20 protein-coding genes and 3 pseudogenes are annotated in these 26,783 nt (G+C 39.4%); 20 read left to right on the forward strand and 3 right to left on the reverse strand.

The annotated features are described in order from the left end of the window. Positions 1-7 precede the first annotated feature (7 nt). The 4 genes and pseudogenes from lacNas_RS09850 to lacNas_RS09865 all read left to right on the forward strand — a co-directional run. Entirely contained in the window at positions 8-655 is a 648-nt protein-coding gene (locus tag lacNas_RS09850) for an acyltransferase (RefSeq protein ID WP_201331387.1), read from the forward strand. A 19-nt stretch (positions 656-674) separates the two neighbouring features. After that, positions 675-1,673, forward strand: coding sequence for a glycosyltransferase family 2 protein (locus lacNas_RS09855; RefSeq protein WP_201331388.1), 999 nt, complete (start codon positions 675-677; stop codon positions 1,671-1,673). Between the two features lie 397 nt (positions 1,674-2,070). Continuing rightward, complete coding sequence (locus lacNas_RS09860) at positions 2,071-3,522, forward strand: flippase (protein ID WP_201331389.1); 1,452 nt, start codon at positions 2,071-2,073, stop codon at positions 3,520-3,522. Positions 3,523-3,645: 123 nt separating this feature from the next. Continuing rightward, a pseudogene (locus tag lacNas_RS09865) lies at positions 3,646-4,819 on the forward strand (transposase); the annotation flags it as partial. Positions 4,820-4,848: 29 nt separating this feature from the next. On the opposite strand, the pseudogene lacNas_RS09870 reads toward lacNas_RS09865, so the two are convergent. Then, a pseudogene (locus lacNas_RS09870) lies at positions 4,849-6,160 on the reverse strand (ISL3 family transposase). 590 nt (positions 6,161-6,750) lie between these two features. On the opposite strand from lacNas_RS09870, the gene lacNas_RS09875 reads away from it, so the two are divergent. From lacNas_RS09875 to manA, 8 genes are all read left to right on the forward strand, one after another. Then, positions 6,751-8,031, forward strand: coding sequence for a glycoside hydrolase family 125 protein (locus lacNas_RS09875; protein ID WP_201331391.1), 1,281 nt, complete (start codon positions 6,751-6,753; stop codon positions 8,029-8,031). Positions 8,032-8,127: 96 nt separating this feature from the next. Then, on the forward strand, positions 8,128-8,586 hold the full coding sequence (locus tag lacNas_RS09880; RefSeq protein WP_201331392.1) for a PTS sugar transporter subunit IIA: 459 nt from the start codon (positions 8,128-8,130) through the stop codon (positions 8,584-8,586). After that, complete coding sequence (locus lacNas_RS09885) at positions 8,586-8,909, forward strand: PTS fructose transporter subunit IIB (RefSeq protein WP_201331408.1); 324 nt, start codon at positions 8,586-8,588, stop codon at positions 8,907-8,909. Before lacNas_RS09880 ends, lacNas_RS09885 begins: the two co-directional genes overlap by 1 nt. A gap of 2 nt (positions 8,910-8,911) precedes the next feature. Continuing rightward, entirely contained in the window at positions 8,912-10,000 is a 1,089-nt protein-coding gene (locus lacNas_RS09890) for a PTS fructose transporter subunit IIC (protein WP_201331393.1), read from the forward strand. A 77-nt stretch (positions 10,001-10,077) separates the two neighbouring features. Next, positions 10,078-12,738: a glycoside hydrolase family 38 N-terminal domain-containing protein gene (locus lacNas_RS09895; protein WP_201331394.1), complete on the forward strand. Its 2,661-nt coding sequence runs from the start codon at positions 10,078-10,080 to the stop codon at positions 12,736-12,738. Positions 12,739-12,755: 17 nt separating this feature from the next. Beyond that, a complete protein-coding gene (locus lacNas_RS09900) occupies positions 12,756-15,377 on the forward strand; it encodes a glycoside hydrolase family 38 N-terminal domain-containing protein (RefSeq protein WP_201331395.1) in 2,622 nt (873 codons plus the stop codon). Positions 15,378-15,433: 56 nt separating this feature from the next. Next, positions 15,434-17,410, forward strand: coding sequence for a BglG family transcription antiterminator (locus tag lacNas_RS09905; RefSeq protein WP_201331396.1), 1,977 nt, complete (start codon positions 15,434-15,436; stop codon positions 17,408-17,410). 12 nt (positions 17,411-17,422) lie between these two features. Further along, positions 17,423-18,385, forward strand: coding sequence for a mannose-6-phosphate isomerase, class I (manA, locus tag lacNas_RS09910; protein WP_201331397.1), 963 nt, complete (start codon positions 17,423-17,425; stop codon positions 18,383-18,385). Between the two features lie 678 nt (positions 18,386-19,063). Here manA and lacNas_RS09915 read toward each other — a convergent pair. Beyond that, positions 19,064-19,525, reverse strand: coding sequence for a substrate-binding domain-containing protein (locus lacNas_RS09915; protein ID WP_201331398.1), 462 nt, complete (start codon positions 19,523-19,525; stop codon positions 19,064-19,066). Positions 19,526-19,543: 18 nt separating this feature from the next. Between lacNas_RS09915 and lacNas_RS09920 the strand changes: the two are divergent. The 7 genes and pseudogenes from lacNas_RS09920 to lacNas_RS14320 form a co-directional block, all read left to right on the forward strand. Beyond that, positions 19,544-19,891: pseudogene (locus lacNas_RS09920) on the forward strand (IS3 family transposase); the annotation flags it as partial. Between the two features lie 127 nt (positions 19,892-20,018). After that, complete coding sequence (locus lacNas_RS09925) at positions 20,019-20,486, forward strand: hypothetical protein (RefSeq protein WP_201331399.1); 468 nt, start codon at positions 20,019-20,021, stop codon at positions 20,484-20,486. Next, entirely contained in the window at positions 20,483-21,058 is a 576-nt protein-coding gene (locus tag lacNas_RS09930) for a hypothetical protein (protein ID WP_201331400.1), read from the forward strand. Before lacNas_RS09925 ends, lacNas_RS09930 begins: the two co-directional genes overlap by 4 nt. A gap of 9 nt (positions 21,059-21,067) precedes the next feature. Beyond that, on the forward strand, positions 21,068-21,973 hold the full coding sequence (locus lacNas_RS09935; protein WP_201331401.1) for a hypothetical protein: 906 nt from the start codon (positions 21,068-21,070) through the stop codon (positions 21,971-21,973). Positions 21,974-22,217: 244 nt separating this feature from the next. Next, complete coding sequence (locus lacNas_RS14310; RefSeq protein WP_244660711.1) at positions 22,218-22,439, forward strand: hypothetical protein; 222 nt, start codon at positions 22,218-22,220, stop codon at positions 22,437-22,439. Between the two features lie 234 nt (positions 22,440-22,673). Next, complete coding sequence (locus tag lacNas_RS14315) at positions 22,674-22,985, forward strand: hypothetical protein (RefSeq protein ID WP_244660712.1); 312 nt, start codon at positions 22,674-22,676, stop codon at positions 22,983-22,985. A gap of 5 nt (positions 22,986-22,990) precedes the next feature. Continuing rightward, entirely contained in the window at positions 22,991-23,290 is a 300-nt protein-coding gene (locus lacNas_RS14320; protein ID WP_244660713.1) for a hypothetical protein, read from the forward strand. 521 nt (positions 23,291-23,811) lie between these two features. On the opposite strand, the gene lacNas_RS09945 is transcribed toward lacNas_RS14320, so the two are convergent. Next, positions 23,812-24,699, reverse strand: coding sequence for a LysR family transcriptional regulator (locus lacNas_RS09945; protein ID WP_201331402.1), 888 nt, complete (start codon positions 24,697-24,699; stop codon positions 23,812-23,814). A gap of 119 nt (positions 24,700-24,818) precedes the next feature. On the opposite strand from lacNas_RS09945, the gene lacNas_RS09950 reads away from it, so the two are divergent. Further along, positions 24,819-26,636 carry an FAD-dependent oxidoreductase gene (locus tag lacNas_RS09950; protein WP_201331403.1) on the forward strand — a complete coding sequence of 606 codons (1,818 nt, stop codon included), beginning with the start codon at positions 24,819-24,821 and terminating at the stop codon, positions 26,634-26,636. Positions 26,637-26,783: the final 147 nt, after the last annotated feature.

Below are 26,783 nucleotides of genomic sequence, written 5' to 3' on the forward strand. Positions count from 1 at the left end.
CTGTTTTATGTCCAAGCTATTATCTTTAATGTATACGATATTTTTTAATTTGAGATATTTACCGTTTAAGCAAGCTATTTTGCTTCCAATCAAAATAAATTATAAAGTGAAGAGCAAGCTTAATAGAGGAAGTATAATCATAAAAGCGCCTGTTTCTAGATTTATGATCAAAATAGGGTTCCAAGGTTCTAGCTTCATTTCATATGGCTCATCTTCGTTAAGCGTTTTGAATGGTGGAGAGTTGATTTTTAACGGGGATTGTATTTTTGGCGAAGGTTGCAACATATTTGTTGATGGTGGAAGCTTAACGATTGGTGAAAGCGTATATGCTAATAGAGACTTCTTATTTCAATGCGAAGATAGAAGCGTTATAGAAGATAATATTCTAATAGGATGGAGAGTAAGCATCCGGGACACTGATGGTCATGCCGTTAATAAGAAAGGTGTGACTGGTGGTGAATCTGCACCTATTTGTTTAAAAAAAGGATGTTGGGTAGCAGCACAATCAACCATCTTGAAAGGCACGGTAATTAGTGAGTACAGTATTGTGGGTGCTTGTTCATTAGTTCTTGGTTTGAAAATGTCGAAGTCACATTGTATGATTGCTGGTTCTCCGGCTAAAGTAAAGAGAGAAAATGTCACATTATTAAATTAAAAACTAAAAGCTAAAAACTATGAAAGAAAATTCCCCTTTATTAACTATTGTAGTACCAGTTTATAATTCTAAGCATTATTTAAAAGAGTGTGTTAATTCGATCATAAATAATGAAATTAAAAACAATGCTAGAGTGGAGATCATTTTAGTAGACGATGGCTCATCAGACGGTAGTGCTAAAGCTTGTGATGAGTATTCCCAAAACAATGATAATATTGAAGTAGTACATTTAAAGAATGGTGGAGTGTCTAAAGCAAGAAACTTCGGATTGAAACTAGCAACTGGAAAATATGTTTGGTTCGTTGATAGTGATGATATTCTACTAAATGGAGCTCTTTCAAATGTTATTGAAACAATAACTACCACCGATTTTGATATATACATTTTTGGATATCTCTTAAAAAATAAATTTGAAGGGACGAATGACGTCGAAAAGAAAAAAATCTTGAAGATAAGTAAGAAAGAGGCCATCCATTCTCTGTTAGACCCAGACTTTGCTACATTTCCGTGGAATAAAATTTTTAAAAAATCACTAATAATAGAAAATAGCATCTCATTTCCAAACAAAATGATTATGTGTGAAGATATGGAATTTTGTTATATGGCTTTTGATAAGGCTAAAAAGTTCCTTTTAACTAATAGCAAGTTATATGGGTATAGAAAAAACGGAAGTGGAGCATCTTTTAGTAAAAGTAAAGCACATTTTAAAGATGCAGCTATAGCTAACTTTGACTTATGCGAATATATCGAAAAAAACTATCCAGAATATTTTGGTGAAATTTTCAAGAATACTGTCGTGTCTATAGTCAGTTATTTATATAAATATAATAATTCGGATAGTGACTATTTAAAGTTGAGTGGCTTTATTAAAACACATGAGACACAGTGTTATAAACTAAGTGGAAAATTAAAAGTAGAGGTTTTGTTGTTCCTACATGGAAAATATATCTTTGATATTGTAGGGTTCATTAAGATACTAGTAAAAAAGATATTAAAGAATAACGTTACGTTGACATAGGTTGGTCTCCAAGTAAACTTATCTGAGAATCATGTTTCATAAAAGCTTTAGCTAATGAAGCGTGATTATTTTATGAGTTACATCTATAAATGAGAATTAAAGGGATGGTATTGCGTCCTATGTGAATACTACAAGGATTCATCTCAATTGACGATGCTTGAGTTTTTGCATAAGACGTATCCAATCTTAAATAGGTTTCTAAAACTTTAATGCAGTATAAGTATACTATTTCTTCTAAATCTAAGAAAAAATATGACATCATTGTTTGATATTATGTTAAACATGCAACGTGTTTATATAATATCCTAAATTAGTTTTTATAGGTGTGCCATGGGTATACCCTATCTCCGAAAAATCGTAATGATTGGTTACCGAATATAGAGTAGAAGGAAAAAACGTGAAAAATAAGTCATTAGGAAAAAACGCATTCTTAAATGGGTTACGGAGCATTTTAAATATTATATTCCCAATTATTACATTTCCGTATGTCTCTAGGGTATTAAATGTTGGAGAGTTAGGGAAGTATAATTGGTCTAATTCCTTCGTATCATATTTTTTACTGATTGCTGGCCTAGGAATTGCAACATATGCGGTTAGAGAAGGTGCTAAGCTTAGAAATGATCGTGAAAAAATCAGTGACTTCTCAAGTCAGGTGTTTTCGATTAATATTTTTTCTACAATAGCATCGTATGTATTATTGTTCTTATGTATCCTTATATTTCCAAAGGTACAAAGCTATGCGGCATGTATTTACATATTTAGCATCCAGATTATTTTTACCACATTAGGGACGGAATGGATATACACTATTTTTGAAGAATATACGTACATTACAGCCCGAAGTATAGTATTTAAAATATTATCAGTGATACTGCTTTTCATCTTCGTAAGAAAACCAGGAGATTACCTAAATTATGCCGGTATAACTGTTTTTTCTGCTGTGGGTTCAAATGTACTAAATTATTTACATGCTAAAAAGTTTTGTGCAATTAGGTTTACTCTTAAAATTGATTGGAAAGAACATCTAAAGCCAATATTAATAATTTTTGCTTCATCAGTTGCTACGACAATATATTTAAGCTTAGATACAACTTTGCTAGGCTTAATAAACAATAATTACGTTGTGGGGATCTATTCTGTTTCAACAAAAATGTATAATATTGTTAAGCAGCTCATTGCTGCGGTGCTAACCGTTACAATTCCAAGATTTGCATTACTATGGGGGAGAAATAGATACAGAGAATATCGACAACTATTATTGCAAATATCTAATGTGCTAGCTCTGATATCAATTCCAGCAGCTGTCGGTGTTTATATGTTGGCGCCCCAGATCGTGATATTACTTTCTAGTGCAAAATATATTAGGGCTGTTAGTTCATTGCGTTTGCTATGTCCGGCACTGATCTTTTCAATTTTTAGTTGGATTTTTACTAGTTGTGTCTTGATACCCGCAAAACGCGAAAATAAGGTTTTGATCATAACGGTGATCAGTGCTATAGTTAATTTGGTTTTGAACTTGCTATTAATGCCGTCACTAAAAGAGAATGCCGCTGCAATAACAACGTCATTATCAGAGGCAATTTCTATGATTTTGGGGATATATTATAGTAGGGATATAGTCAAGAAACTGTATAATAAAGAATTTTGGAAAGACATTCTACTTTATGCGGTTGGTGCAGCGACTATAGTAGCTATTTGTTTTGCTGGCAGTATTTTATTTAATTCAACGATAATAATCATTTTGTTTGATGTTACATTATCTACGATAGAATATGGTTTGATACTCATTGGGCTAAGAAATAAATTTGCGCTTGATGCGTTAGAAAATATAATGATGAGGATTAAATAATCGCCAATTGCAAGAATAAAGGTTCAGTATAAATTCTTGTGTAAATAGAAAATAGGCAATAAAAAAAGAAGGGTTGTCCCTTACAATGTTAATAACGACAAAAACACAGGAGCCCTTCTTACTATGAATTATACAGAACTGTCAGTTGCTACTCAAGATGTTATGCCTAACAAAGGTGTCTTATTCTTTAAATCTGGTCTTTCCGACTTTATTCAAGTTGGCAAGCCAATTCAAAATGAAGATGGATTAACCTTTGTAGGAAAGCTAGATGAGTGTGGTGATACTTTCTGTCCTAATTGCTCAAGAAAGCTAGTTAAAAATGGGTCTTTAGAATCTACTCTTAAGCACGTCGCTATTGGTGGAGTACACACCAATATCAGAGTGTCCTATGCACGTTTTCGTTGTCTTAACATTGATTGCCAATTCAACACTAGAAGCCAGTCTATCCCTTTTAAAGCTGATGGTTATCGCATCACCAAACCTTTAAAAGAATACACTGAGAAACTGTTAAGCTATGGCTTTACTCTAAAGGCAGTGGCTTGGCTTACTGGCTTGGACAAGATGACTGTAAAGTCAATTCACAAGTCTCTTCTACTGTCTAAATTTACAACTGATGGCAAGACACTCATAAAACCTGAAAGGCAGGCAAAATACTTAGCCATTGATGAGTTTAAGCTCCACGATGGCCATAAGTACGCCACCGCAATCATAGACTGGGAGACAGGGTATTATTCTCTACTTAGCCCATGGCAAGAAGAAGGCCGTTGTTTTCGAGTTTATGGATCATGTTGGCGATGAGTGGATGTCAAAAGTTGAGGCAGTGGCTTGCGACATGAATTCAGACTTCGAAGAAGCTTTTAAAGGGCGCTATCCCAAGCTAGACATCGTCTATGATCGTTTCCACATTATCAAGAACTTCAACGATAAGGTGGTTTCCGAGATCCGTAAAGATTAACAAAGACGATTGGCTGAGGAAGGCTCTTCAGAAGCTGCCAAGTTGCTTAAGAATTCACGTTACATCTTGATGTCTAAAAGATCCACATTAGTCCAGAAGGATGAGGACGCCCGCAAAGGCAAGCTAGTGTCTACTGCTGGTGAAATATTCAATACACCAGAAATAAAGGCTCGTGGTGGTAATGAAGTCTGGTATGACGAGCTATTGGAAGAAAACAAGCTCTTCTTCACAATAGATCTCGTTAAAGACCTGCTAGACCAAGCATACAACTCACATGACGAAATAGAAATGTGCGTCAGACTAGAAGAGATCATAGATATCTGTAAGGCAACTAAAAATAGTGACTCTTTGTCAAATCTTACTGATGATTGTCAAGGAGTGTAAATAAATTTAATGAGAGTGCTGAACAGCTTCTAGCCGTTTGGCGCTCTTTTTTAGTGAAATGAGATTCTGCTCCAGTCTGATTCGTTTCAGAAGGTGGGTGAAGTTGGAGTAGCCGTATGCCGTGCGCTCAATCTGTTTGATTTTGCGGTTGAGGCCTTCCAGGCAACCGTTCGAGAAAGGCAGCGCAGCGCCATTTAGAACAGCCCTAAAGCTCCTTCTGAAGCTTCTGATAGTGGTTCTAAGCTGCGGACAGTATTGTCTAGTATTGCCGCTAAGCAATTCTTCTATCTTTTCCGGGTCCTTGTATTTTAACGCGTACATGAAGTCCTGCATGAAGTTGTAGGTGTTTTCCAGAGTCTCATCACATTGAAGCCCCTCGCTAACAATCTGGGACTGGGTGTAAGGTGCTCGAAGGCTTCTGTTGTAGACTTGGTGCGTTCCTTCCAACTCTTTGTACTTTTTCAGATAGAGCTTCCAGTGGCTCTTAAGGAGCTTGTATTCTCTAGAAGTCTTATCCATTTCCTTCATGAATTGCACTCTAAAGCCGGTAAAGGATCTGGTCACCATTTGAACCATGTGGAAACGATCAACGACGACCTTAGCGTTTGGAAAGAGCTCTCTGGCAAGGGAGCCGTAATAGCAGTTAAGGTCAGTGCTTATCGTTTTGACGGCCTTTCTGGTCGTTTCTGGGAACTGCTCAAAGTACTTTCTGATAGTGCTCTTAAAGCGGTTCTGCAGAATAACTACGATCGTGTGCTTTTCGCCGTCTTGACAGATGAAGTGCAGCTTTCGGCCGATGCCTCTGAATTCGTCAAAAGCCAGGTGTTCAGGCAGGGAGTCAAATGATAGGGTAAACTGAGCGCTGCACTCGTCCAGACATCTTTGAACAGTGGTGACCGAGACGCTGTTTTCCCTGGCAATACTGGTCATAGAACGGTCTTCGGTAAGCCCGGATATGATTTTGCGCTTGACAGCGTTGGAGATGTGGCAGTGCTTTTCGACAATGTTAGTGGAAGGATAACTGTATTCTTGGCAGTTCTTACAAAAGATGCCGAGCTTTTTGACTTTGATAAAGACGGGTTTGCTTGCATTTGCGGAAATATATGGGATAGTGACGGTCTTGAAGCCGTTATAGATAAAGTTGTCGGACTCGCAATTAGGGCAGACGTTGAGCTCAGCCAGGGCTACGCACATAATCACATTCATGCCCCTGTAAGTGGTGCGAGTGCAGCTGATGAAATTAAGGCAAGGGTCTTCAATATCGAGGAATTCTTTAATATAATTAGTGTTGAGGTTCATAGAGACCAGCTTTCTATACTTATGAGAATTGTGGAAGATGATTTTAAGTTTGATAGCGAGGCCTATGGGCCTCTTTTTTATACTATTAAAACAAAAAAATTCTTACCGATGGACAATTGATGTTCACCGGTAAGAAAAATTATAGAGCCTCACTTCTGAATATATCAGAAGGATTCCACTTTTTTGGTGTTTTACCGAAATAAAAAATAGGGAAGAATACTATTTTTGCTTGTGATACTTAGTATCAATAGCATTAACAGTAGAAATTGCAAAAAGAAAAACCAACCAGTAATACCACCTGGAGAGAAAATGGTACTTAGTTCCGACCCAAATCCAAATAATCGCAATGATAAACGAAAGACTCCAACTAAGGTAGTTTAAATGCTTCACTTTATCTCTTAGTTTGAAGGGATCAAGTCCATCAAGAATATTCATCATTAGTTCCTCACTTTCAGTTGATTTTCAAGTCTCATTGTATCGTAGCCGACAATTAATATCTATGTAAGCAATTTCCACTTCTTGTTGAAAGAGGATGAATTGCATACACTGCTTTATCTATTATGATCAAAGTAAAGAAAGTGTGGTACGAAATGAAAGAATTAATTGATGAACAAGTTAAACGTTATATGGAGAATATTAAAAGCTCGCTTCCAAACGACCAACGTCTATATCGTGTTTTTGAAAGAACGTATTTAAATACACTGACAGAGGCATTAGTAGAAGATGATCAAGGGAGTATGTTTGTGTTAACAGGTGATATCCCTGCCATGTGGCAACGTGATTCTGCAGCACAGCTACGCCCTTATATACCTTTGGCTAAAACAGATTCCAAGATTAGGAATGTGATTGTCAAAGTAATTAAAAGACAGTTCTTTAATATGAATTTGGATCCGTATGCTAATGCTTTTAACGAGTTTCCAAATAACCACGGTCACCAAACTGATAAAACGAAAATGGGACCATGGATTTGGGAGCGAAAATTTGAAATTGATTCTTTGTGTTATCCGGTTCAACTCGCCTATCTTTTGTACAAAAACACTGGTGAAAAAAAACAGTTCAATAAAGATTTCGTCAGTGGGATTCGTAAAGTACTGGTGACATTTAAACAAGAGCAACATCATGAATCTTCGCCGTATTCTTTTGAGAGAGAATGCGATATACCAACAGATACATTGGCTAATGGAGGCAAAGGGGCTCCAGTAGCATATACAGGAATGATTTGGTCAGGATTCAGACCAAGTGATGATGCTTGTACTTACGGATATCTAATTCCGGCAAATATGTTTGCAGTAGTGATTCTCAGATACATCTGTGAACTATTTTCAAGTGTTTTAGATTATCCAGAAATAGTTGAAGAAGCAACTAAAGTTAAGGAAGAAATTGAAGAAGGAATAAAAAAGTATGGTTTGGTGGAATACAGAGGGCGCCTAACATATGCCTATGAAGTTGATGGCTTAGGCAATACCTTGATGATGGATGATAGTAATTCTCCAAGTTTGCTTTCAGCACCATATTTTGGATACTCAGCTACTGATGATCAGCTTTACCAGAATACGCGCCGCTTTATTTTGTCTGTGGACAATCCATATTTTTACTTAGGAGAATTTTGTAGCGGTCAAGGAAGCCCTCACACACCGAAAGGATACGTCTGGCCATTGGCTTTGGCGTTACAAGGATTGACCAGCAATTCAGAATCAGAAAAATTGTCACTCTTATATTCCTTAGTTACCACAACTGCAGGTACCGAAATGATTCACGAAAGTTTCGATCCAAATGATCCAAGTAAGTTTACTAGGCCGTGGTTTTCGTGGGGGAATATGATGTATTGCGAGTTGCTGCTAGATTACCTTGGACAAAGGGTTAAGTGTTAAAACAATCAATTTCCACAAAAAGCGGAAATTAGAGCGCTTTCATATTTCGCGCAAAAAAGTATCATGGAAAGTGAAAAAAATGCAGGAGGTGAAGAAATGAAGTTTGATGAATACAGTGTATTGGTAGATGTTGACATTAAAAACAAACTGGACTTGTTGAAATATATTTCTGAATACGCAACTAAGATTGGCATTGCTTCCGATGCTTTAAAGCTAAATGAATCATTTCGAGAGCGTGAACAAGAATTTTCAACGGGACTGGAAGATGGTTTTTCAATACCACACGCAAAGACCAGTGTTGTGAAGGAAGTTGGCATCATCTATGTCAGACTTAAAAATGCAATAGAGTGGGAGACTTATGACGATCAACCGGTAACCGACGTTTTTGCATTGATGGTACCGCCAGAAAATGCTGGGACAACTCACTTAAAAATGTTGGCTAAGCTTTCTACTGCGCTACTGGAAGATAGTTTTAAAGAGAAATTGCGAACACTGACAGAACCAAAGCAAATAGCAAATTACATTTCAAAGGAAATCGAGGTCGAGAAAATATGATCAATGTAGTAGGAATTAGCGCTTGTCCTGCAGGGCTGGCACATACGCCAATGGCAGCTAAAGCAATCGAAAAAGCAGGTAAGGAATTGGGCTGGAACGTTAAAATGGAGCAACAAGGAATGATGGGTCCTGTAAATGCAATTACTCAAGAAGAGGCTGATGCTGCAGAGTTTGTATTAATTGCTTCAGATCAAAAGATTACGAGCATGGAACGTTTTGAAGGTAAGCCAGTAATTCGGGTTGATATCAATACTTGCATTAAGGCACCAAAAGCAGTTCTTGAAAAGTGTCATGCAGCGGTTTTGAAGAAGGAAGGTAAGTAATCATGAAAAAACTGCTTAAAGAGTGGGAAGGATATGTAATGAGCGGCATATCCTACATGATCCCAACGATTATTGGTGGCGCGTTGGTCGTTGGTGTTCCACAGATTATTGGGATGTGTTTTGGGGTTACCGACCTATCAAAATACGCAAAAACTGCCGGTTTCTTACACTGGTTGTATCAAGTAAATCAAGTTGGTTGGATTGGGATCGGCTTGGTCAACTTGGTTATTGGTGGTTATATTGCTTACGCAATTGGTGACAAGCCTGCTTTAGGTGCTGGTTTTATTGGTGGGCAATTGGCAACTAACAACCAATTAGGCTTTATCGGTGCCATGGTTGCTGGTTTTGTAGCTGGTTATGTTGCTCGGTGGTGCCGTAAGATCAAGGTATCAGAAAAGTGGAACTCTGCAATTGAATTAATTGTAACGCCTCTGTTGACGACTGGTGCGGTAGCTATCGTTGTCGGGTTAATCCTCAATGCACCGTTAGCTTGGATCAACACAAGCTTAGTAAGTTGGGTTAAAGCGATGGTTAACCAAAAGACTAACGCAATCCTTCTTGCAGCTGTCATGGGCGGTATGATTGGCGTTGACTTAGGTGGCCCTGTTAACAAGGCTTCATGGTCTGTTGGTAACTTCTTTATGTTGGAAGGTATTTATAAGCCATGCCTTTACACCAACATTGCAATTTGTGCTATTCCTTTAGGTTATGCTTTGATGACTTTCATTTGGCCAAAAGAAAGATTTTCAGCTGAATTGTTTGAAATGGGGCGTAACGACTTAGTCACTGGTGCGTTTGGTATCACCGAAGGTGCTATTCCATTTTTGATGAAGGCTCCACAATTATTCTTTGTAAACGTTATTGGTGGTGCTCTGGGTTCAGTTGTTGGCGCTGCTATGGGGGTTAATTCAATTATGCCGCCTTTGGGTGGTATCCCGGGCATTCTGACTGCACAAAATATCCCGGCCTATATTTGCGGTATTCTTGCATGTTCAGTTTTCATTGCTGTTGTTGCTCCGCTGATTGCTAACTTTAAGGAACCTAAGGAAGCAGAAGTTAACAGTGACGATATTGAAATCAATTTTGAATAGTTGTTATTAGGCTATGGTTTGTTAATTTGCCAAGAAGTTAACACCATAGCTTTTATTTTTCAAAACGGGAGATAAAAATGAAAACGGTACATATGGTTCCACATACGCACTGGGATCGGGAGTGGTTTTTTACTTCATCTAGGGCAAAAGTATACTTGCTAAAGGATGTTCAAGATGTGTTGACTAGATTGGAAGAAGACCCAAGATTTTCATGTTTTGTGTTAGATGGTCAAGCTTCGTTGATTGTAGATTACCTAAAATGGCGGCCACAAGATGAGGAACGGGTTAGGAAGCTGGTTAGCCAAAAAAAGCTGATCATCGGTCCATGGTATACCCAAACAGATCAGTTTCTTCCGTCAGGCGAAAATATAATCCGCAATTTGACTTATGGAATGCGAATTTGCGAAAAATTAGGAGGATATCAGAAAGTGGCTTACGTACCTGATTCATTTGGTCAAGAGTCGAGTATGCCACAAATCTACCGCGAAGCTGGTCTAGAAAATGCCGTTCTTTGGCGCGGCTTTTCCAATCAAGAAGCACCCAAATCAGAATTTATTTGGCAAGGAGAAGACGGAAGTCGGGTCAAAGTCTATAGGATGGCTTGCGGGTATTTTATTGGTGGACTGATTGATGAAAACAATCTGGATAAAATTATGCAAGAAAATTCCTTCCCGGAAGTTGAAAAAGAAGCCACAACCAATCAGATTTTGTTTCCACAAGGTTCAGATATGGCTCCAATCCGATTTAATTTGCCAGACTTGATTGAGAAGCTAAACGAGCTGCATACAAAATACTGCTTTAAAATCAGTTCGCTTGAGGACTATATTTCTGCTGTAAATCAAGAAAAAACGCGGTTCTCAATAATTGATGGTGAGCATGACAGTGGCCGTGACATGCGGGTTCATAAAAGTAATTACTCTTCACGCGCAGACTTGAAACAATTTAACACATTCTTGCAGAATTACTTAACGAATGTGGTTGAACCGCTTTGCAGTTTAGGAACCAGATTTGGTTTGGAGTATCCCCAAGCTGAGATTGAAAGCATGTGGGAAAAAATATTTGAAAATTCGGCACACGATTCTATGGCAAACTGCGTATCAGACAGTGTTAACAATGATATCCTTCATCGTTATAAAGAAGTAAAAGACATTGCTACTAGTATAGTTGAATTGACGTTACGGGAAATCTCTGTTCGTGTTAAAAACGATGGTCATGATCTGACTTTGACAGTCTTTAACACTTTGACGGTTTCACGAACAGGAATTATCCGTCGCAAGTTGTTTATTCCCTTTAAAAAGTTCGAAATTATTGATCCTTTGGGCAATAAAGTGCCATTTACCGTTCTTTCGCTTAAAGATGAAACTGCTGAAATCAATGGTGCAACAATTCAACTGAATCCTGGGGATGAAATCTACCATCCAGACCATGTTTACGAGGCAGACCTGGCAATTAAAGTAGAAAACATACCACCAATGGGTTATAAGCAGTTTTATGTCCATGAAGCCACGACGAGTGATGAAATACAAAAATCTACGGATCGAAGTGTTGAAAATGAATTTTACAAAATTGAACTCAACTTCGATGGCAGCTTGGAGATAACTGACAAAGAATCCAATCAGATTTACCATCGACAGGCGATTCTGGAAGAAAACGGTGACGGAGGTGATTCCTACAACTACTCACCGGCACATGACGATAATGTGATCTATTCAACTGATCAATCCTTTACTTGGCATGCATTCAAGTCAGACCTCGTTGAACAATTAACAATCAGTTTCAAATTTAAGGTACCGAAAGATTTAAATGCACGAAAAGAAGGAAAGCTTGATACAGACTTACCAGTTGTATTGAAGATTTTACTTTACAAGGGCGAAAAATTAGTTCGATTCCATCTGGATGTTGATAATAGAGAGGTTTCTGATCACCGTCTATGCATAGACTTTGATTCAGAAATCGTTAATAAGTTTACAGTAGCAGACCTTCAATTTGGCGCGATTAAGCGTCCAGTAGAAAAAGACAAGGACTTGGCAAACTGGAAATTAGAAAAAAACAAGTGGCAAGAAAAGCCGATTTCGATCAATACGATGCAGTCATTTGTGGCAGTTGGCAATGATTTATTTACATTGGCATTGTTCCCTCAAGGAGTTCGCGAATATGAAGCAATTGGGAAGAACCATTCCAAATTGCGACTAACATTGTTTAGAACATATGGCATGTTAGGGAAATCGGATCTACTTTATCGCCCAGGCAGGGCTTCAGGGGATGCTACTGTTGAAACTCCAGATGCTGAGCTCCATAAAGAGCTTTCTTTTGATTTTGCTCTTTACTTGGCAGAAAGGGACTTTGATTCTGCAGAAGTAGCTCAAGCTGCTAAGAATTACAACACGCCACTTCAGATATTTGAATATGCAGAATTTTTAAATGGCAGATTGTTGTTTCCATTTAATCGGGTAGCTCGTGATTTGCCACAAAGTGCTAGTTTGCTTAGTACGCGTGGAAAGCTGATTCTAAGTACGATCAAGAAGGCAGATGAGCGGCCTGGTTGGGTGATTCGCCTCTACAATGGTGGGTTTACTGCCGTTGAGGATAGTTTGCTTTTCAAGCAATTAGTGAAGCATGCAGAGCTAGTTGACTTGCGAGACGAATGCAAAGAAAATCTGGCTGTTGAAGAGAATCGGGTATTTTTACCAAAACTGGAGCATGCAAAGTTTGTATCGGTTTATATTGAGTTTGCTTAAAGGCAGGAGATGCAAAAATGGTTAAAGCATATTTAGTAAATCACACACACTGGGATCGAGAATGGTACTTTACGACGCAGGATGCTCAAGTATTAAGTGACCAGCTGTTTACTGACGTACTCGATGAACTGGAAGCTCATCCAGAGGCTAATTTCACCCTTGATGGACAGATGTCGATCGTTGACGAATACTTAGAGCTTCATCCCGAAAACAGAGATCGTATTAAGAAACTAACAGAGAGAGGACAATTGTTCTTAGGCCCTTGGTATACTCAGACTGATGCCCTCGTTCCTAATGCAGAATCAATTATCCACAATTTGATTATCGGTATTTTAGATGCACGGATGAACTTTGGTAGAGCAATGATGCTGGGGTACCTTCCTGATACTTTTGGCTTTAATGCCAACATGCCGATGCTTTTGGGGCAAGTAGGAATCAAAGACTTCCTTTGTTGGCGTGGGACAGACTTTAAGCGCCAAGTTCAATCACCTTATTTTAAATGGAAGTCTTTGGGGAATCGTGCTGTATTTGCTGCTAATTTTCCATTGGGGTACTATACGGGACAAATTGCTTTAGAGTCTAAAAAGCATCTGCAACAATTTGTAGAGGAAAGACTAGATCCGGGAATCAAGTTTGAAGCTGAGAATGGCAATAATGCGGAAGTCTTGATTCCATCTGGAATTGACCAGATGAATATTGTCCATAATATTTCACAAACAGTAGATGATATAAATAAGCTCAGTCAGCATCATGTTGAAATTTCAACTTATCCTGAGTTTATGAGTAAACTCCACGATAAAGTTTTGCCCGTTTACGCTGGTGAACTGCGTTATCCTGCATATTCCAGAGTCCACCGGACAATCGGAGCAGTGAGATCCAAAAACAAGAGAAAAAATTTCCAGCTGGAGCAATCGATCCAACGCCGGGTAGAACCGCTGATGCTACTTGCCAAAAAGGCAAATATTCGCGTGTCACAAGGCTTGCTGATCAAACTATGGAAACTCACTTTAGACTGTCATCCACACGATACTATGGGGGGCAGTGTGACTGACAATGTTGCTGTTGATATTGACCACCGATTTAAGCAGGCTTTCGAAATTGCGGATGGGCTAGAAAATTATATCAAGAAGCGCTTGGCCCAACGATTGCACTTAACTGATCATGATGTTTTGCTTTTTAATACAGATCCATTTGCATTCAGTGGATATAAGACGATTGAATTTATTTCACAGAGCAAATCAATAGAATTTGACAGTAAGTACGAAGCGACTATTATCAAGTCGGAATATACACCTTCTAGACCTAACATCATGCAACTGACATCAAAAGGCTATGAATTCAAAACTGAAGCAGGATACTATAAGATTTATGCTAAAGTTAAAGTTGATCTTCCAGGATTAAGTTATTGTGTACTGCATTTTAGAGACAGCAAGAAAGAGTTGGCTGAGTTAGAAAAGAAGAATGATAGCACGATTACTAATTGTGATGTTACCTTGGAATTTGACGGAACGAACTTTAACTTGAAAACCCCTGAGCGAGATTTTAAAGATGTTATCCGCATTCATGACCAAGGTAATGACGGTGATACTTATGATGTTTCCCCGTTGCGTGGGGACCATGATCTGATTCTGCCATGGACTGGTAAATTGATTAAAGAGAGCAAAAATGGTCATCAACGTTTGATTTTGTCAGGGTCATGGGTTTTGCCATATGACTTACAAGACAGAAGATCGAAAGCCAAGCAAATAGAAGTATCATATCAGCTGATTTTGACCTTTGCTGCCGGTGAAAGAGTCCTTTCAGGAAAGCTGATTGTTGATAATCAAGTATTGTCTCATCGTTTACGCTTAGAAATGAAGACAGGAATTAACAGTTCACAAGCGCATGCCCAGATTCAAGGCGGTTTTCGCTATACCAAGAATGTGCCGATTGAGAATGACTGGCAAAAAGAATTTGTTGAAAAGCCTGTGAACATTTATGTATTCGATCGTGTCGTTGGTTTGCACGATGAGGCGTGCGGCCTATATTTCTTTGGCAAAGGGCAAAAGAACTATGAATTGATCGACAAGTCTATCTTTGTAACTTTGATGGCAACCACCGGACAGCTGGGAAAGGCCAACCTACTTTGGCGGCCTGGCAGAGCTTCAGGTGATACGACATCTGTTGGTCACCAAATGACTCCAACGCCTATGGCACAAGAACTTGGTAAAAATTCATTTGAATTTGGATTAGCATTTTTTGCAGGTGAAGACTTACGAGAAGGGAAGATTATCAAAGCTGTCAATCACTGGCTTGCCCCAAGCGTTTCATATCAGATGCAGAATTATAATCTGTTTGTTAATCGGTTGGACAATAAAATTTGGGACATTGAATTTTCGTCAGATCTACCTAAAGCGACACTGTCTGCTTCCTATCTTGATCTGCAGTTGGATCCATCCTTGGAAGTTTCAGCATTGTATCCTGCGTATACTATCGATCATGGTTATGTCCTCCGTTTAGCAAACGAAACGGGACAAGTGATTGACATTTCTGGGTTAAAATCTGCTGGCTATCTTTTAGTCAACGCTTTGGAAGAAAAGATTACTGGTAAATATGAAGTAGGTCCTTACGATATGATTAGCTTGGTTAAATTAGATTAACTTTCTTGATAGCGATTCCTAAAATGGCATTATTGTGCTAAGATCACTAATGAAACTTGCAATGGAAAGAACCTGAAAACATGCAATTGTCTTACAAAAGATTAGGCGAAATATTAAGCATTCTTTTAAGAATGCCGGAAGCTCAATATATATCGGCTAATAATTTGGCTGAGCGTTTAGGAGTGACTAGTAGAACTATTCGCAGCGACATCAAAGAAATAAACGATGAGATTGCATCTTATCACATAAGTGTGCAAAACCGCCGAGGTCATGGCTTCTATTTCAAATATGCTGATAGACAAGAAATGGATAATCTGCGGAAGGATGTTTTGGAGGGAGAAAAGAATTCTCCTTCGGGCATGACCTACAATGAACGCCTAAATGATCTAAAACATTGGCTGTTTAGACAAAGCAAGGTAAATATTGATGAGCTATTAGATGATCTTTTGATTAGTGACACGACTTTAAATAGCTATGTTAATGCGATTAGGCATGGATTGGCCAAATTTGGCTTAAAAGTTGAACGACATAATGATTACTTGCAAATAGCAGGTAGTGAGGAAGGCAAAAGGGATTATATTTTACGAAATATGATCAACCGACGTGATGCTGAATACGTGGTTGACGTATCTGACAGTGAAGAAGAAATTTTTGACAATGTCGATTTGCAGAAATTAAGTCAAGAAATTAACGGCTTTTTAGATAAAAATAGCTATAGACTGGCTGATATCAACCGAAAAAATTTTTTGATACACATGGCCTTAAGTATCTCAAGGATAAAAAAAGGGGCATCGCTTGACAAAGTTCCATCTAAAAACTTTGTTTTGGGTTCAACTGATAAGGTGGTCTTTGAAAACTTCCTAATGCAACTTGAATCGGATTTCAACGTTAAATTTAACGCATACGAGCAACAGGTGCTAGAATACCACTTCGCGATGAACTATCCTCGTGTTCTTAGGAATTCTAGCACTTCCGTTAGGAAAGAATTGATAGAAATGTCTATAGAAGACTTTCTAGAAAGAATTCAGGAAGAATTTGGAATCGACTTAAGTGGAGATGATGATTTAAAAAGGAATCTGCAAAATCATTTGCAGCTTCTGCTAAAAGTAAATCGAGTGAACGGGAAAAGGAAGAATCCAATGCTTGACCTTATTTTTTCGACCTTCCCTTATTCTTACGAGATTACAGCGGTAGCTGCACCGGTTTTGGAGAATGATCTGCATATTTCTTTAAATCAAGATGAGCTTTCCTTTTTGACTTTGCATATTGGGGCGGCAGTTGAACGTACCAATAAGACTATTATCAAACGAAAAGCAGCGCTGGTTTGCAGTGAAGGTAAAGCCATGGCTTCCTTACTTAAGTCAAGGCTGATGCACCAATTTGATACCTATTTGACAATTACTGGGATTTACAGTTATGACGATTATCTAAATGGAAAAATTGCCAATAATGACTTCTTAATATCAACGGTACCGATCACAGATAGCAATGTGCCGATTATTCAGATTGATTTGGCCAATTTTCACGATGATATCAAGCAGCTTTATGAATACCTACAATCCATCACCAACCCATATCAAGTAATTGGGGAACTACTTGATGAACGATATATCTACTTGATCGACAATGCAGATATGACCAGAGATAAAATCATCAATTTGATGGTTGACAATTTAGAAAAGAATCAAGATGTAACGCAAGATTTCAGATCCAAAGTTTTTAAGCGGGAAGAAATGTACTCAACAGCAGTTGGTGGGCATATGGCAATTCCGCATGCAATTGGTTTTGAAACACAAAAATCTATAGTTTCTTTTACCAGACTAAGTCAGCCAATCGAGTGGGACGACCATAATGAAGTCAATTATATTTTTTTGCTGTCGATCTCTAGAGATGATTATTTGAACGTTCAAAAGTTCTTTGATTTCTTGATAGGGTTGCAGACGAATCAACAGTTTAGAAAAATAATTGATAGTGCCAAAAACGCAACAGAAATTAAACAAGCTATTGTCGAAATGATAGATGCACATTTTTAGAGAGGAAGAATTATGAAAGAACCTATTTTTTTAAAACCAGTATTTCATGAAAAGATTTGGGGTGGTACTGGTTTACGTGATGAGTTTGGGTATGATATTCCAAGTGATCATACTGGAGAATGTTGGGCAATCTCAGCGCACCCACATGGTCCGGCAGAAGTTATTAACGGACCGTACAAGGGTATGAAACTAAATGAGTTATGGGATCAGCATCGAGAACTGTTTGGAAACGCAGAAGGAAATGTTTTTCCGTTATTAACTAAAATTCTGGACGCCAATCAAGATTTGTCAGTTCAAGTTCATCCTGATAATGAATATGCTGAAGAGCATGAACATGAACTTGGAAAAACTGAATCTTGGTATGTTATCAAGGCTAAGCCAGGTGCCATGTTGTATTACGGTCATAATGCAAAAACACGGGATGAGTTTGCTGATATGATTCACAACAAGCAATGGAAAAAGCTACTTCGGAAAATGCCAGTCAAACCGGGAGATTTTGTTTACGTTCCTCATGGTATGGTTCATGCGGTAGGTGCTGGAATCATGGTTCTCGAAACCCAACAATCAAGTGATACGACGTATCGCATGTATGATTTTGACCGAGTAGACCAGAAGACCGGTCATTTGCGCGAGTTACACATTCAGCAATCGATCGATACTGTAGAAGTGCCATTTAAGATGCCAGTTCTGAACCACAAAGAATGGGACGTTGGCGATGTCCATGTCACTCAGTTTGTAATGGCCGAATATTTTGGAGTGTTTAAGTTAGATGTTAATGGCTTAGGCAATTTTGAAAATACAGATGGCAAATATCGGTTGCTTTCAGTTATTGACGGTCAATGTACATTGGAAATTGATCAACAAAAATACGAACTCCAAAAGGGACAACATTTGATCCTGCCATCTACTGTGAACAAGTGGTCTTTAGACGGGGATGCAACGATAATTGCATCTAAGCCTGGAGATGAAGCGTAAGTTCAGTAAGATGAAAAAACATTTGTAAAAACTATATACTTTATACTATAATTAACATAGGAACTGACGTAGAAGTCATTTTCTTATTTATATCCCTTTTCAGCTGCCAGTATTAACTTGTGTTGACTGGTGGCTTTTTCTTTGGAATACTTAACTTGATAATAACAATTTACCCAAAATCCTAGTTTTATTTTTTCACGTAGAAAATCTAACTAGGTTTTTCTTTGCCATAGAGAGATTAGATTTTGGAATCGACTATATCTGTAGATTTATGATTAGATACTTTGTAAACACCCAATAATGTGGTAACCATAGCCCCCCTTGTTTAGAAGTCATATAGACTGTATTCGGACAATTGAATAAGATATTATAGTAGAACATCCAGTAGTGTCATTCAAGTTGTCAAAGACTGATTTATGAGCGTTATCAGAATTTATGGTAGCTAACATGCCAAAGAAGTTCAGATATTGATTAACTTACGAACTAGGGATTTAAGGAGGAAAATGTTGCTGGAGAGGATTTTTGTGCAGACTCCCAAAGCGGTTCAAGTATCTTAGAGAGTTAGATAAAAAATGGAAAATGTTTTAGAGGCAGAGCAAATTTTAGATCTAGTCTTGATGAATAGCTAGTAAAGAGACAAAAGACACAGTCCTCATTAATGGGCTGTGCCTTTTGTAATTACGTAGTTTTGCACTTAATCAAACTTACCGGAATAGTTTGTGACGCATCATAAATCTTTGATTTATGAATCATTGCAAGTAGGTTGCTACAACAAACATTGCAAATTGTATCAATATCTTGCCGAATAGTTGTGATGCCGAGTTCTTTTGACTTGGCAGATCCGTCAAAACCGACAATCGCAATCTGCTCAGGCACCTTGTATCCTAGCATCAGTGCTTCTTGATAAAGGAAGGCTGCCAGATTATCGTTGATACAGAAAATTCCAACTCGGTCATGCTGCTTCAAAAGTTCAGAAATTTTAGCGTCAAAGCCGTCGCGTTCCTCTGCTAAATCGAGTCCTTCAGAAGTGGCTGTGATTTTAATAACGTTAGGTTCGAGTCCTCGACTTTGGCAGGTATTACTGAAGCTGAGAATTATTCTTTCGTTGCTTGAGAAGTTGTCATTGGAAGTAGTGATCATGATAGGGTAGGTACCCAGACCTTAGATGATGATGCATTTGGGAAGAATCCAGCTTTTAACGGGCTTATTTTCTACTCAGACCGTGGCTGGCAATATCAGCGCTATGCATATTAAGCCACTCTGGCTAACAGAGGGATCGATCAGAGTATGTTCAGACTCGGTAATTCTCTAGATGATTGCTTGATGGAGTGCTTCTTCGGTATTCTTGATCGTGAGATGTTCTACGGATAAGAGCATAAATACAAGGACTTAAATGATCTTGAACAAGCAAATCCACAAGTACATTAATTGCTACAACAACGTAAGAATCAAAACATGCCTCTACTTGAATATCGGAATCATGTGTTAACAACCTTAATGGCGTAATACTAATTTGTCATGATTTTTGGGGTCACATCATGTACCTGTCTAGACTGGTAACTTTTTGTTGAAAAAGTGATATGCTAAAAGGTATAATACACTTGATTAAGTGTATTCTTAGGAGGTGAGTAGATTGGGACGTCTTTCTTTTAAATTATTCAGAAACAATGCTAGAAAATTTGTTGCAAAGCCATTTGATATGGCAGACTCATATTATTCTTTCTTAAAACAAATGAACGGAGAAGGATTAACTCAATTTTTACTCACTTCTGATACAATGATTAATTTATTATTGTCTTTTTTACATTCTAAGAATAATCACTTGGTTGGAATTACTTTGTATGATGACGATGATATTGAGGCAAAAGAACATATCACTAAATTGTTTAAGGCTTATGAGGATGGTTTGTTAGATGAAGACGACATTCATTTCCGATTGGATTATCTAGAATCAGAGCATTCCATTGACCTTGATGCAATTTCTATTAGAAACGATGATTATGGGGTTATGACCATTAGATCTAATGGGGTCTTTGACACGTATCGTGATGATTGGGTTGATATTGTTCTCTGTGAGTTAACGAAAGCTTGGAATCAATGAAATGGCTGAGGGAGTACTTTAAGAAGTATGAATCTTCTATCTGGGCGCTACTTGTTGGTGCTCTATGTTTCATTCCAGTATCTAGATTTCTCTTTCATCGTGAAAACTCTAACATGGATTCTGCTTTTTGGGCGACTATCTGTAGTTTAATTTCGTTTATTATTCATAGAAGATCAACTATTGTGGTTCGCTTTAAGAATGGAGGACGTTGGGACAACCATTTTAGTGAAATCCAAGTAAAATTATCTGAGGGAAAAGTTGCTCATTTTAAAATTTATATTAAATTAGCAGGCTTTAAAGAAAAGACATTAGTTAAACACGTACTGATTTTCGACTATCCCAAGGATATTACAATCGGATATGATTCTAAATTTGATAAATTTGTTGATTCAAAGAAACATAGGATTGTGATTCCGTTAAGTGAGATTGGTAACAATGAAGCAGAGTTTGGTTTTCTTGCTTCTCCGCAAAATCTGATTGCTGGTGCGGGCTATAAGATGATGAATTGTAGTAGCAATTTTAAATTTAAGTCAGTTAAGATTGAAAATAAAATAATTTTTTACTGGGAGTAGAGAAAATTTATGTCAACAAAATCGACACTTTGGTACCTAAATGATAATACTTTGAATTATGAGACTATTATTACACGTCTTAATAATAGGGAGTTTGATCTAAATCCTGAACGTTATCCTGATTTTATCTTGGATAATAGGGCAAGTGATCAGACTTTAAACTTATCAGGTAGCGAGATTAGATATAACTTATTTGATTATTCGATTTCTACTACAGCTGGAAATAGAATTCACAATCAACTTATTGTATTTGATCAAAATGGTCAGATTGGCTTTATTGTAGATAAAGCTACAGGAGGATTGCGTTTTATTCGAGCTCTGTTAGGCTATGGCTCATCAGAAAAAGGGTTTGTTATACCAGCCAAAAGAGATGCCTCTTTTTTTGACGACCGCTTATTTTTTTGGATTATCAGCCGAATCTACAACGATGAATCTCAAATTGATTTTGATTCATTGGGAGATGCCAGTCTATCTTTTAATTCCTTAGATTCGATTAAAGGTAAGACTGTTGCGTCTCTAAATACTGTTTCAACAGAAGGCAGCGATGTAATAAAGATGTTGACGACTTTGTCATTTTTGCTAGAAAGTGATCGGCTTACTGAGGTGGGTTTAGTTGTGACGTATAAGGAACATGGAAGCCTTAAAGTCGAGTTAAGAAGCGGTAGTGATATGGTCAGAGTAGGTGTAGATTTACGTTCCTATGTTGGCCCTTACAGGGATCAGGAAACTGAGGATTCTGTTTTGAGATGTAAGTTGTTGCTTTTAGCACATTTAGATCTGTTGCCTACAATTCAAATTCTTTTCAAAAACGATAATGCGGATGAAGAAATCAAGAGGGATTTAGCTGTTGATATTGCTGCCAGTATACAAACAAGATTGAATAGGTTACTTGAAGATTTAGGGGCAGGTAATTAAATCGCTAACTTTCTGGTGTAATTAACTGCATTGCATCTAATCAGATACGTCCTAAATTTGTAAAAATAATACATTTTTTAATATCTTTAGTTGCTAACTTCCCAGGGCAATCAAACTCAAGCATTCTGAGAAAGCACCCAACCCCCACAAAAATACTGTATTTTTAGCACATCTTTGCTTGCATTGATGTGCTTTTCTGTGTTATGGCTTGAGTACGATATCATACTCAGAGGAGAAGAGCTTTATGTACTACAACTGCTTGGTTAATATTCCTAAAAACACTGGTAAAATTTCCAGAAATAAACGGGGGAAGACTACTTACATCGAATGCACTTATGCTAGAGAGTACCTTCCTAAGAAGAAATACAACGTTGCCAGAAGAACGACCATCGGGAAAGCCGATCTAGATCATCCGGGAATGATGTTTCCTAACCCTAACTTCGAAAAGTTTTTTCTCGGACGTTGAGATCCCAACCGAAGGAACGGCGGCTGAACCGGTCAATGAATCCAGAAGCAGCTGTATCCGAATTGGTGCCTTCTCTGTAGTCAGACGAATTATTGAAGACTACAAGCTCGCTGAACACTTGAAGCGCTGGGATGATCGGGGAAAGGACTGCTCCTTGACCTGGCCGCGTACTCAGTTATCGCAGAAAGCAACGTGGCTCAGCACTTCCCGGATTATGCCTACAACCATCCATTGATGACGCCACAGAACAAGATCTACAGTGACTCTACAATCTCGCGCTTCATTCGTGAGATCGATGACAATGACAGGGTCGACTTATTGAACAGCTGGAACGCCACCCACGGCAAGAACGAGAAAATCTACGTTTCCTATGACTCTACCAACAAGAACTGCAAGGCTGGAGATATTGAGATGGCTGAATACGGTCACCCCAAGAATGATGTTGGCGCGCCACTCATCAACTACTCAATTGCTTACGATATGACCAATGAGAACCACTGCTTTACGAAAGCTATCCGGGCAGTATCATTGATGTTTTGCAGTTGAAATACATGCTGGAGAAGATTCGCGGCTACGGCTATAAAAAGATTGGCTTTATCCTTGATTGCGGATACTTTAGTAAGGCCAATATGCAATTTATGGATTCGTGCGACTATGATTTCGTGATGATGGTTAAAGGCAGAGCCTCCTATGTACACAGCTTAATCATGGAGTACCGGGGCGAATTCGAATCAAAGAGAGTCTGCTCAATCAAGACCTACCAGACTTATGGCATGACCGTTAAAGCCAAGAAGCAAGCGCCAGATTGGAAGCTGATCTGGACCGGATGGAAGACGAAACGGACAAGATAAAGGGCAGAGGATGCAAGCTTCCAAAGAAATATGAGCATTACGTCAAGCTCACCTACCACAAAAACAGTTTTATGGCTACGAGGAACGGGAAGATGTCATTGAACGAGAGCTACAGCTGTGCGGCTATTTTGCGATCGTGACCTCAGAAAAGATGACCGCCTAGGAATTACTAAAAGCTAAGTATCCGAAACAAAGCTGAGATCTTTGCGTTTCTGGAAAGTCATGCATAAAAAATACGGCTGGCAGAAAAATTGTTAGTCGTGTGGTTTGAGTTGTAAAAAACTGGGAAATTAGCATTTAAAAGTACTTGCTACGAAACCTATTGTTCGCAAGAATGTTGCCCAAGAAGTTAAAAAGCAGTTTCTCAATAGAACTTTAGACGAGGATATTCTAAAGACTTATATGAAATATTTTGCTTGAGCTATTGTAAGAACAAGCGGCTAGTAAGCTAATTGAAGATTAACAGAATAAAAGGGATGCAGTCCAAGCGCGGATTGAATCCCCTTTGTTTTGTCGTATCTCTATCCCGGTAATCCCGTCTTCTCCAACCAGCTGACGAACTGCTTGGCGGCACGGGGACTGCCTTGCTTTAGAATCGCAACGCCGTAATCAGGAATTATGTTGGTAGCCAGAGGCAGTTTCACAAGATCATCGTCGTTTGGATCGGATACGAAATTTGCCCAGATTCCCCAGCCAAGATGGGCCTTAACCATGGCATGCGCGGTGGCAATATTGTTGGCGTAGGCCAGGTTTAGGGATGGGTTGCTCTTGCTGATTTCTTTTTGCAGCTGGTCTTGTGTTGGCGGACACCAACGGTGATCCGAAAAGATCAGTCTGCCTTGTCCCAGTGCACTGAGGTCGACAGGCGTAGGCAAAGCTTTTGATTCTTTGGGGATGATCAGACAGTAGTAGCCAACCAGCAGGCTGGAATACTTGAAGTTGTCATTCCCGTCAATGATATCCGGCATGGTGAAAATCAAGTCGCAGTTGCCATGGGCCAAGTGTTCTTTCAGTTCTTTGTGAGCGTAATTTTCCAAAAATACACTGATCTGGGGATGCTCCTTGCAGAATTCCCTAACCAGCTGGGGGATTACGGTATTTTCGTAGGGGGTACCGCTGTAGCCGATTGTAAGATTCATCTGTTGCTGTGCCTGCACCTGCTGGACATGCTGCACGGACTTGTTATATTCGTTCAGCCAGGGTTTGATGCGATCATAAAAATCGCGCCCGGCTGGCGTTAAACTTACTGCTTTGCGGCTGCGGTAGAACAGGCTGACACCCAGCTGTTTTTCAATTGAGGCAATTGCCTGGGAAACTGAAGACTGAGACATGTTGAGGTTGATCGCCGTTTTTGAAAAGTTGAGTGTTTCTGCTAGATTGACAAAAGTTGTTAAGTGTTCCAGATACATTTTTTTCTCCTTACTGATAAGTCAATCCGATTACCAATCACAATTATGATTATACCTTTTGCGCGCAGACTTGGTATAGTAATCTTGAAAACGGTAACAGAGTTTCTAAGGAGAAAATCATGGATTCACTGAAGAATGGGAAATACAACGTAACTGCTCATGAACTTGAAGGGGCAACCATGCCATTGACGGTTGAAATTGAAGAGGGCAAGATCGCTCGGGTAGAACCGCAAAGAGAATACAAGAGCGCTCTTGAAGAAGCTGTTTTTGACAAGGGGGCTGCCCAGATCGTTGCCAAGCAATGTCTGGACATCGATGCGATTACCGGGGCAACTGTTTCAACGAATGGCCTGATTGCAGCTGTTTCAGATGCCATCGAGGAAGCTGGAGGCGATCCAGCTGACTATGCTCAAGAGAAATTTACTCCGGCAGCTGAGATCAGCACTGAAGAAGCCACGGTCAGCCAAAGCGACGATTACGCTGAATGGCGTGAGGCACCAAGCCATGTTGACAAAGAAATTTCCACTGAGTACTTGATTGTTGGTGCCGGGATTGCCGGTTTGGCCAGCGCTGTCCAAGCCAGAGAAGAAGGCCTGGAAACCTTGGTCATTGAAAAGAACGGCTTTGTGGCCGGTAACGGTGGCGGCGTCGAAGGCATCTTCGGCATTAACACCAAGATGCAGCAAGAAGCAGGGATCCACGCGGAAAAGGAAGACATTATTGCCAAGGAAATGGAACTGGGGCAATACCGGGCTGACGGTGCCTTCTGGGTTGATCTGGTCAACAACTCCGCTGACAACATTGAATGGCTTTTGAAGCAAGGCGTGCAATTGACCCATGTTGACGACTACCATGGCACCTGCATGTTCCCGACTTTCCACTGGTGGAAGGGCGGCTTTGCTTCAGAAGGCTACGTTCCATACATGAAGAAGCGCTGTGATGAACTCGGCGTTAAATTCATGACCTCAACTAGCGCAATCAGCATTATCAAGGAAGATGGCACGGTCAAGGGCGTCTACGCCAAGTCGGCTGACGAGATCGTCAAGATCAATGCCAAGGCTACCTTGCTCTGCACCGGTGGGGTAGGTCACTCAGCTGAACTGATTGAAAAACAGGGCTGGTCAACCAAGAACTTGCACTACTGCTCAATGCCTTCCAATACTGGAGATGGCTACAAGATGGCCATGGCTGCGGGAGCCAAGGACATGCTGGTAGAATCTCCAGAATTCATGATGAACTATATCATGGCTTTGCCGCATGAAGGCGTGCACCTGTACATCGATCCAATCAACGGCTTCATGAGCTTGCCTTCCGGTGGCCCAACGATTTTTGTTGACCAGGATGGCCGCCGCTTCGTCAACGAAAACGCCAAGAAGTATAACCTGCTTTACCAAAGAATGGCTATGCAGTCAGTCAAAAATGCCTACGAAATCTTTAATCAAGATGTCTACGACAAGATTACCGCAGGCGTTCCAGACGCTGACAGCATTTTGGCTGAAGCCGTCAAGACCAACGAAGGCGAATCTTTGTACAAGGAAGACAACATTGACGACCTGGCAAAGCATTTCGGTCTTCCTAAGGATGTCTTGGTCAAGACGATCAACGATTACAACAAGTTTGCCCGTCAAGGCAAAGACGAAGAATTCGCCAAGGACTCAGACAGCTTAGTTCCAATGGAAGAGGGACCGTACTACATTGCCAGATTGGATCCATCTAACTTGATCGGCATTGGCGGTATCGGCTCCAACCGGAAGTTTGAAGCCATTGATGCTGACTTTAACACGATCCCTGGCTTGTACGTGGCAGGGATGGACTCAACCATGCAGTACAGAAACGTCTACACTATCACCTTGGGCGGGTCAGCGTGTGCTCACAATGTCAACTCTGGCCGTCACGCGGCCATGAATGCTAAGGACTACATTGCTAGCCTTGGATAAAAAACACACTGTTATTTAATTACTACCTCCTTGAAACATGCTTTCTTTTGTTTCGAGGGGGTATTTTGTTGTACTATTATACGAAACTTGAGTAAAAAAAAAGCCTCCGCGAGCGGAGGCCGGATTGCTACCTAAACAAGTGCTGAA

It is taken from the genome of Lactobacillus nasalidis (assembly GCF_016587775.1).
Lineage (GTDB): Bacteria > Bacillota > Bacilli > Lactobacillales > Lactobacillaceae > Lactobacillus > Lactobacillus nasalidis.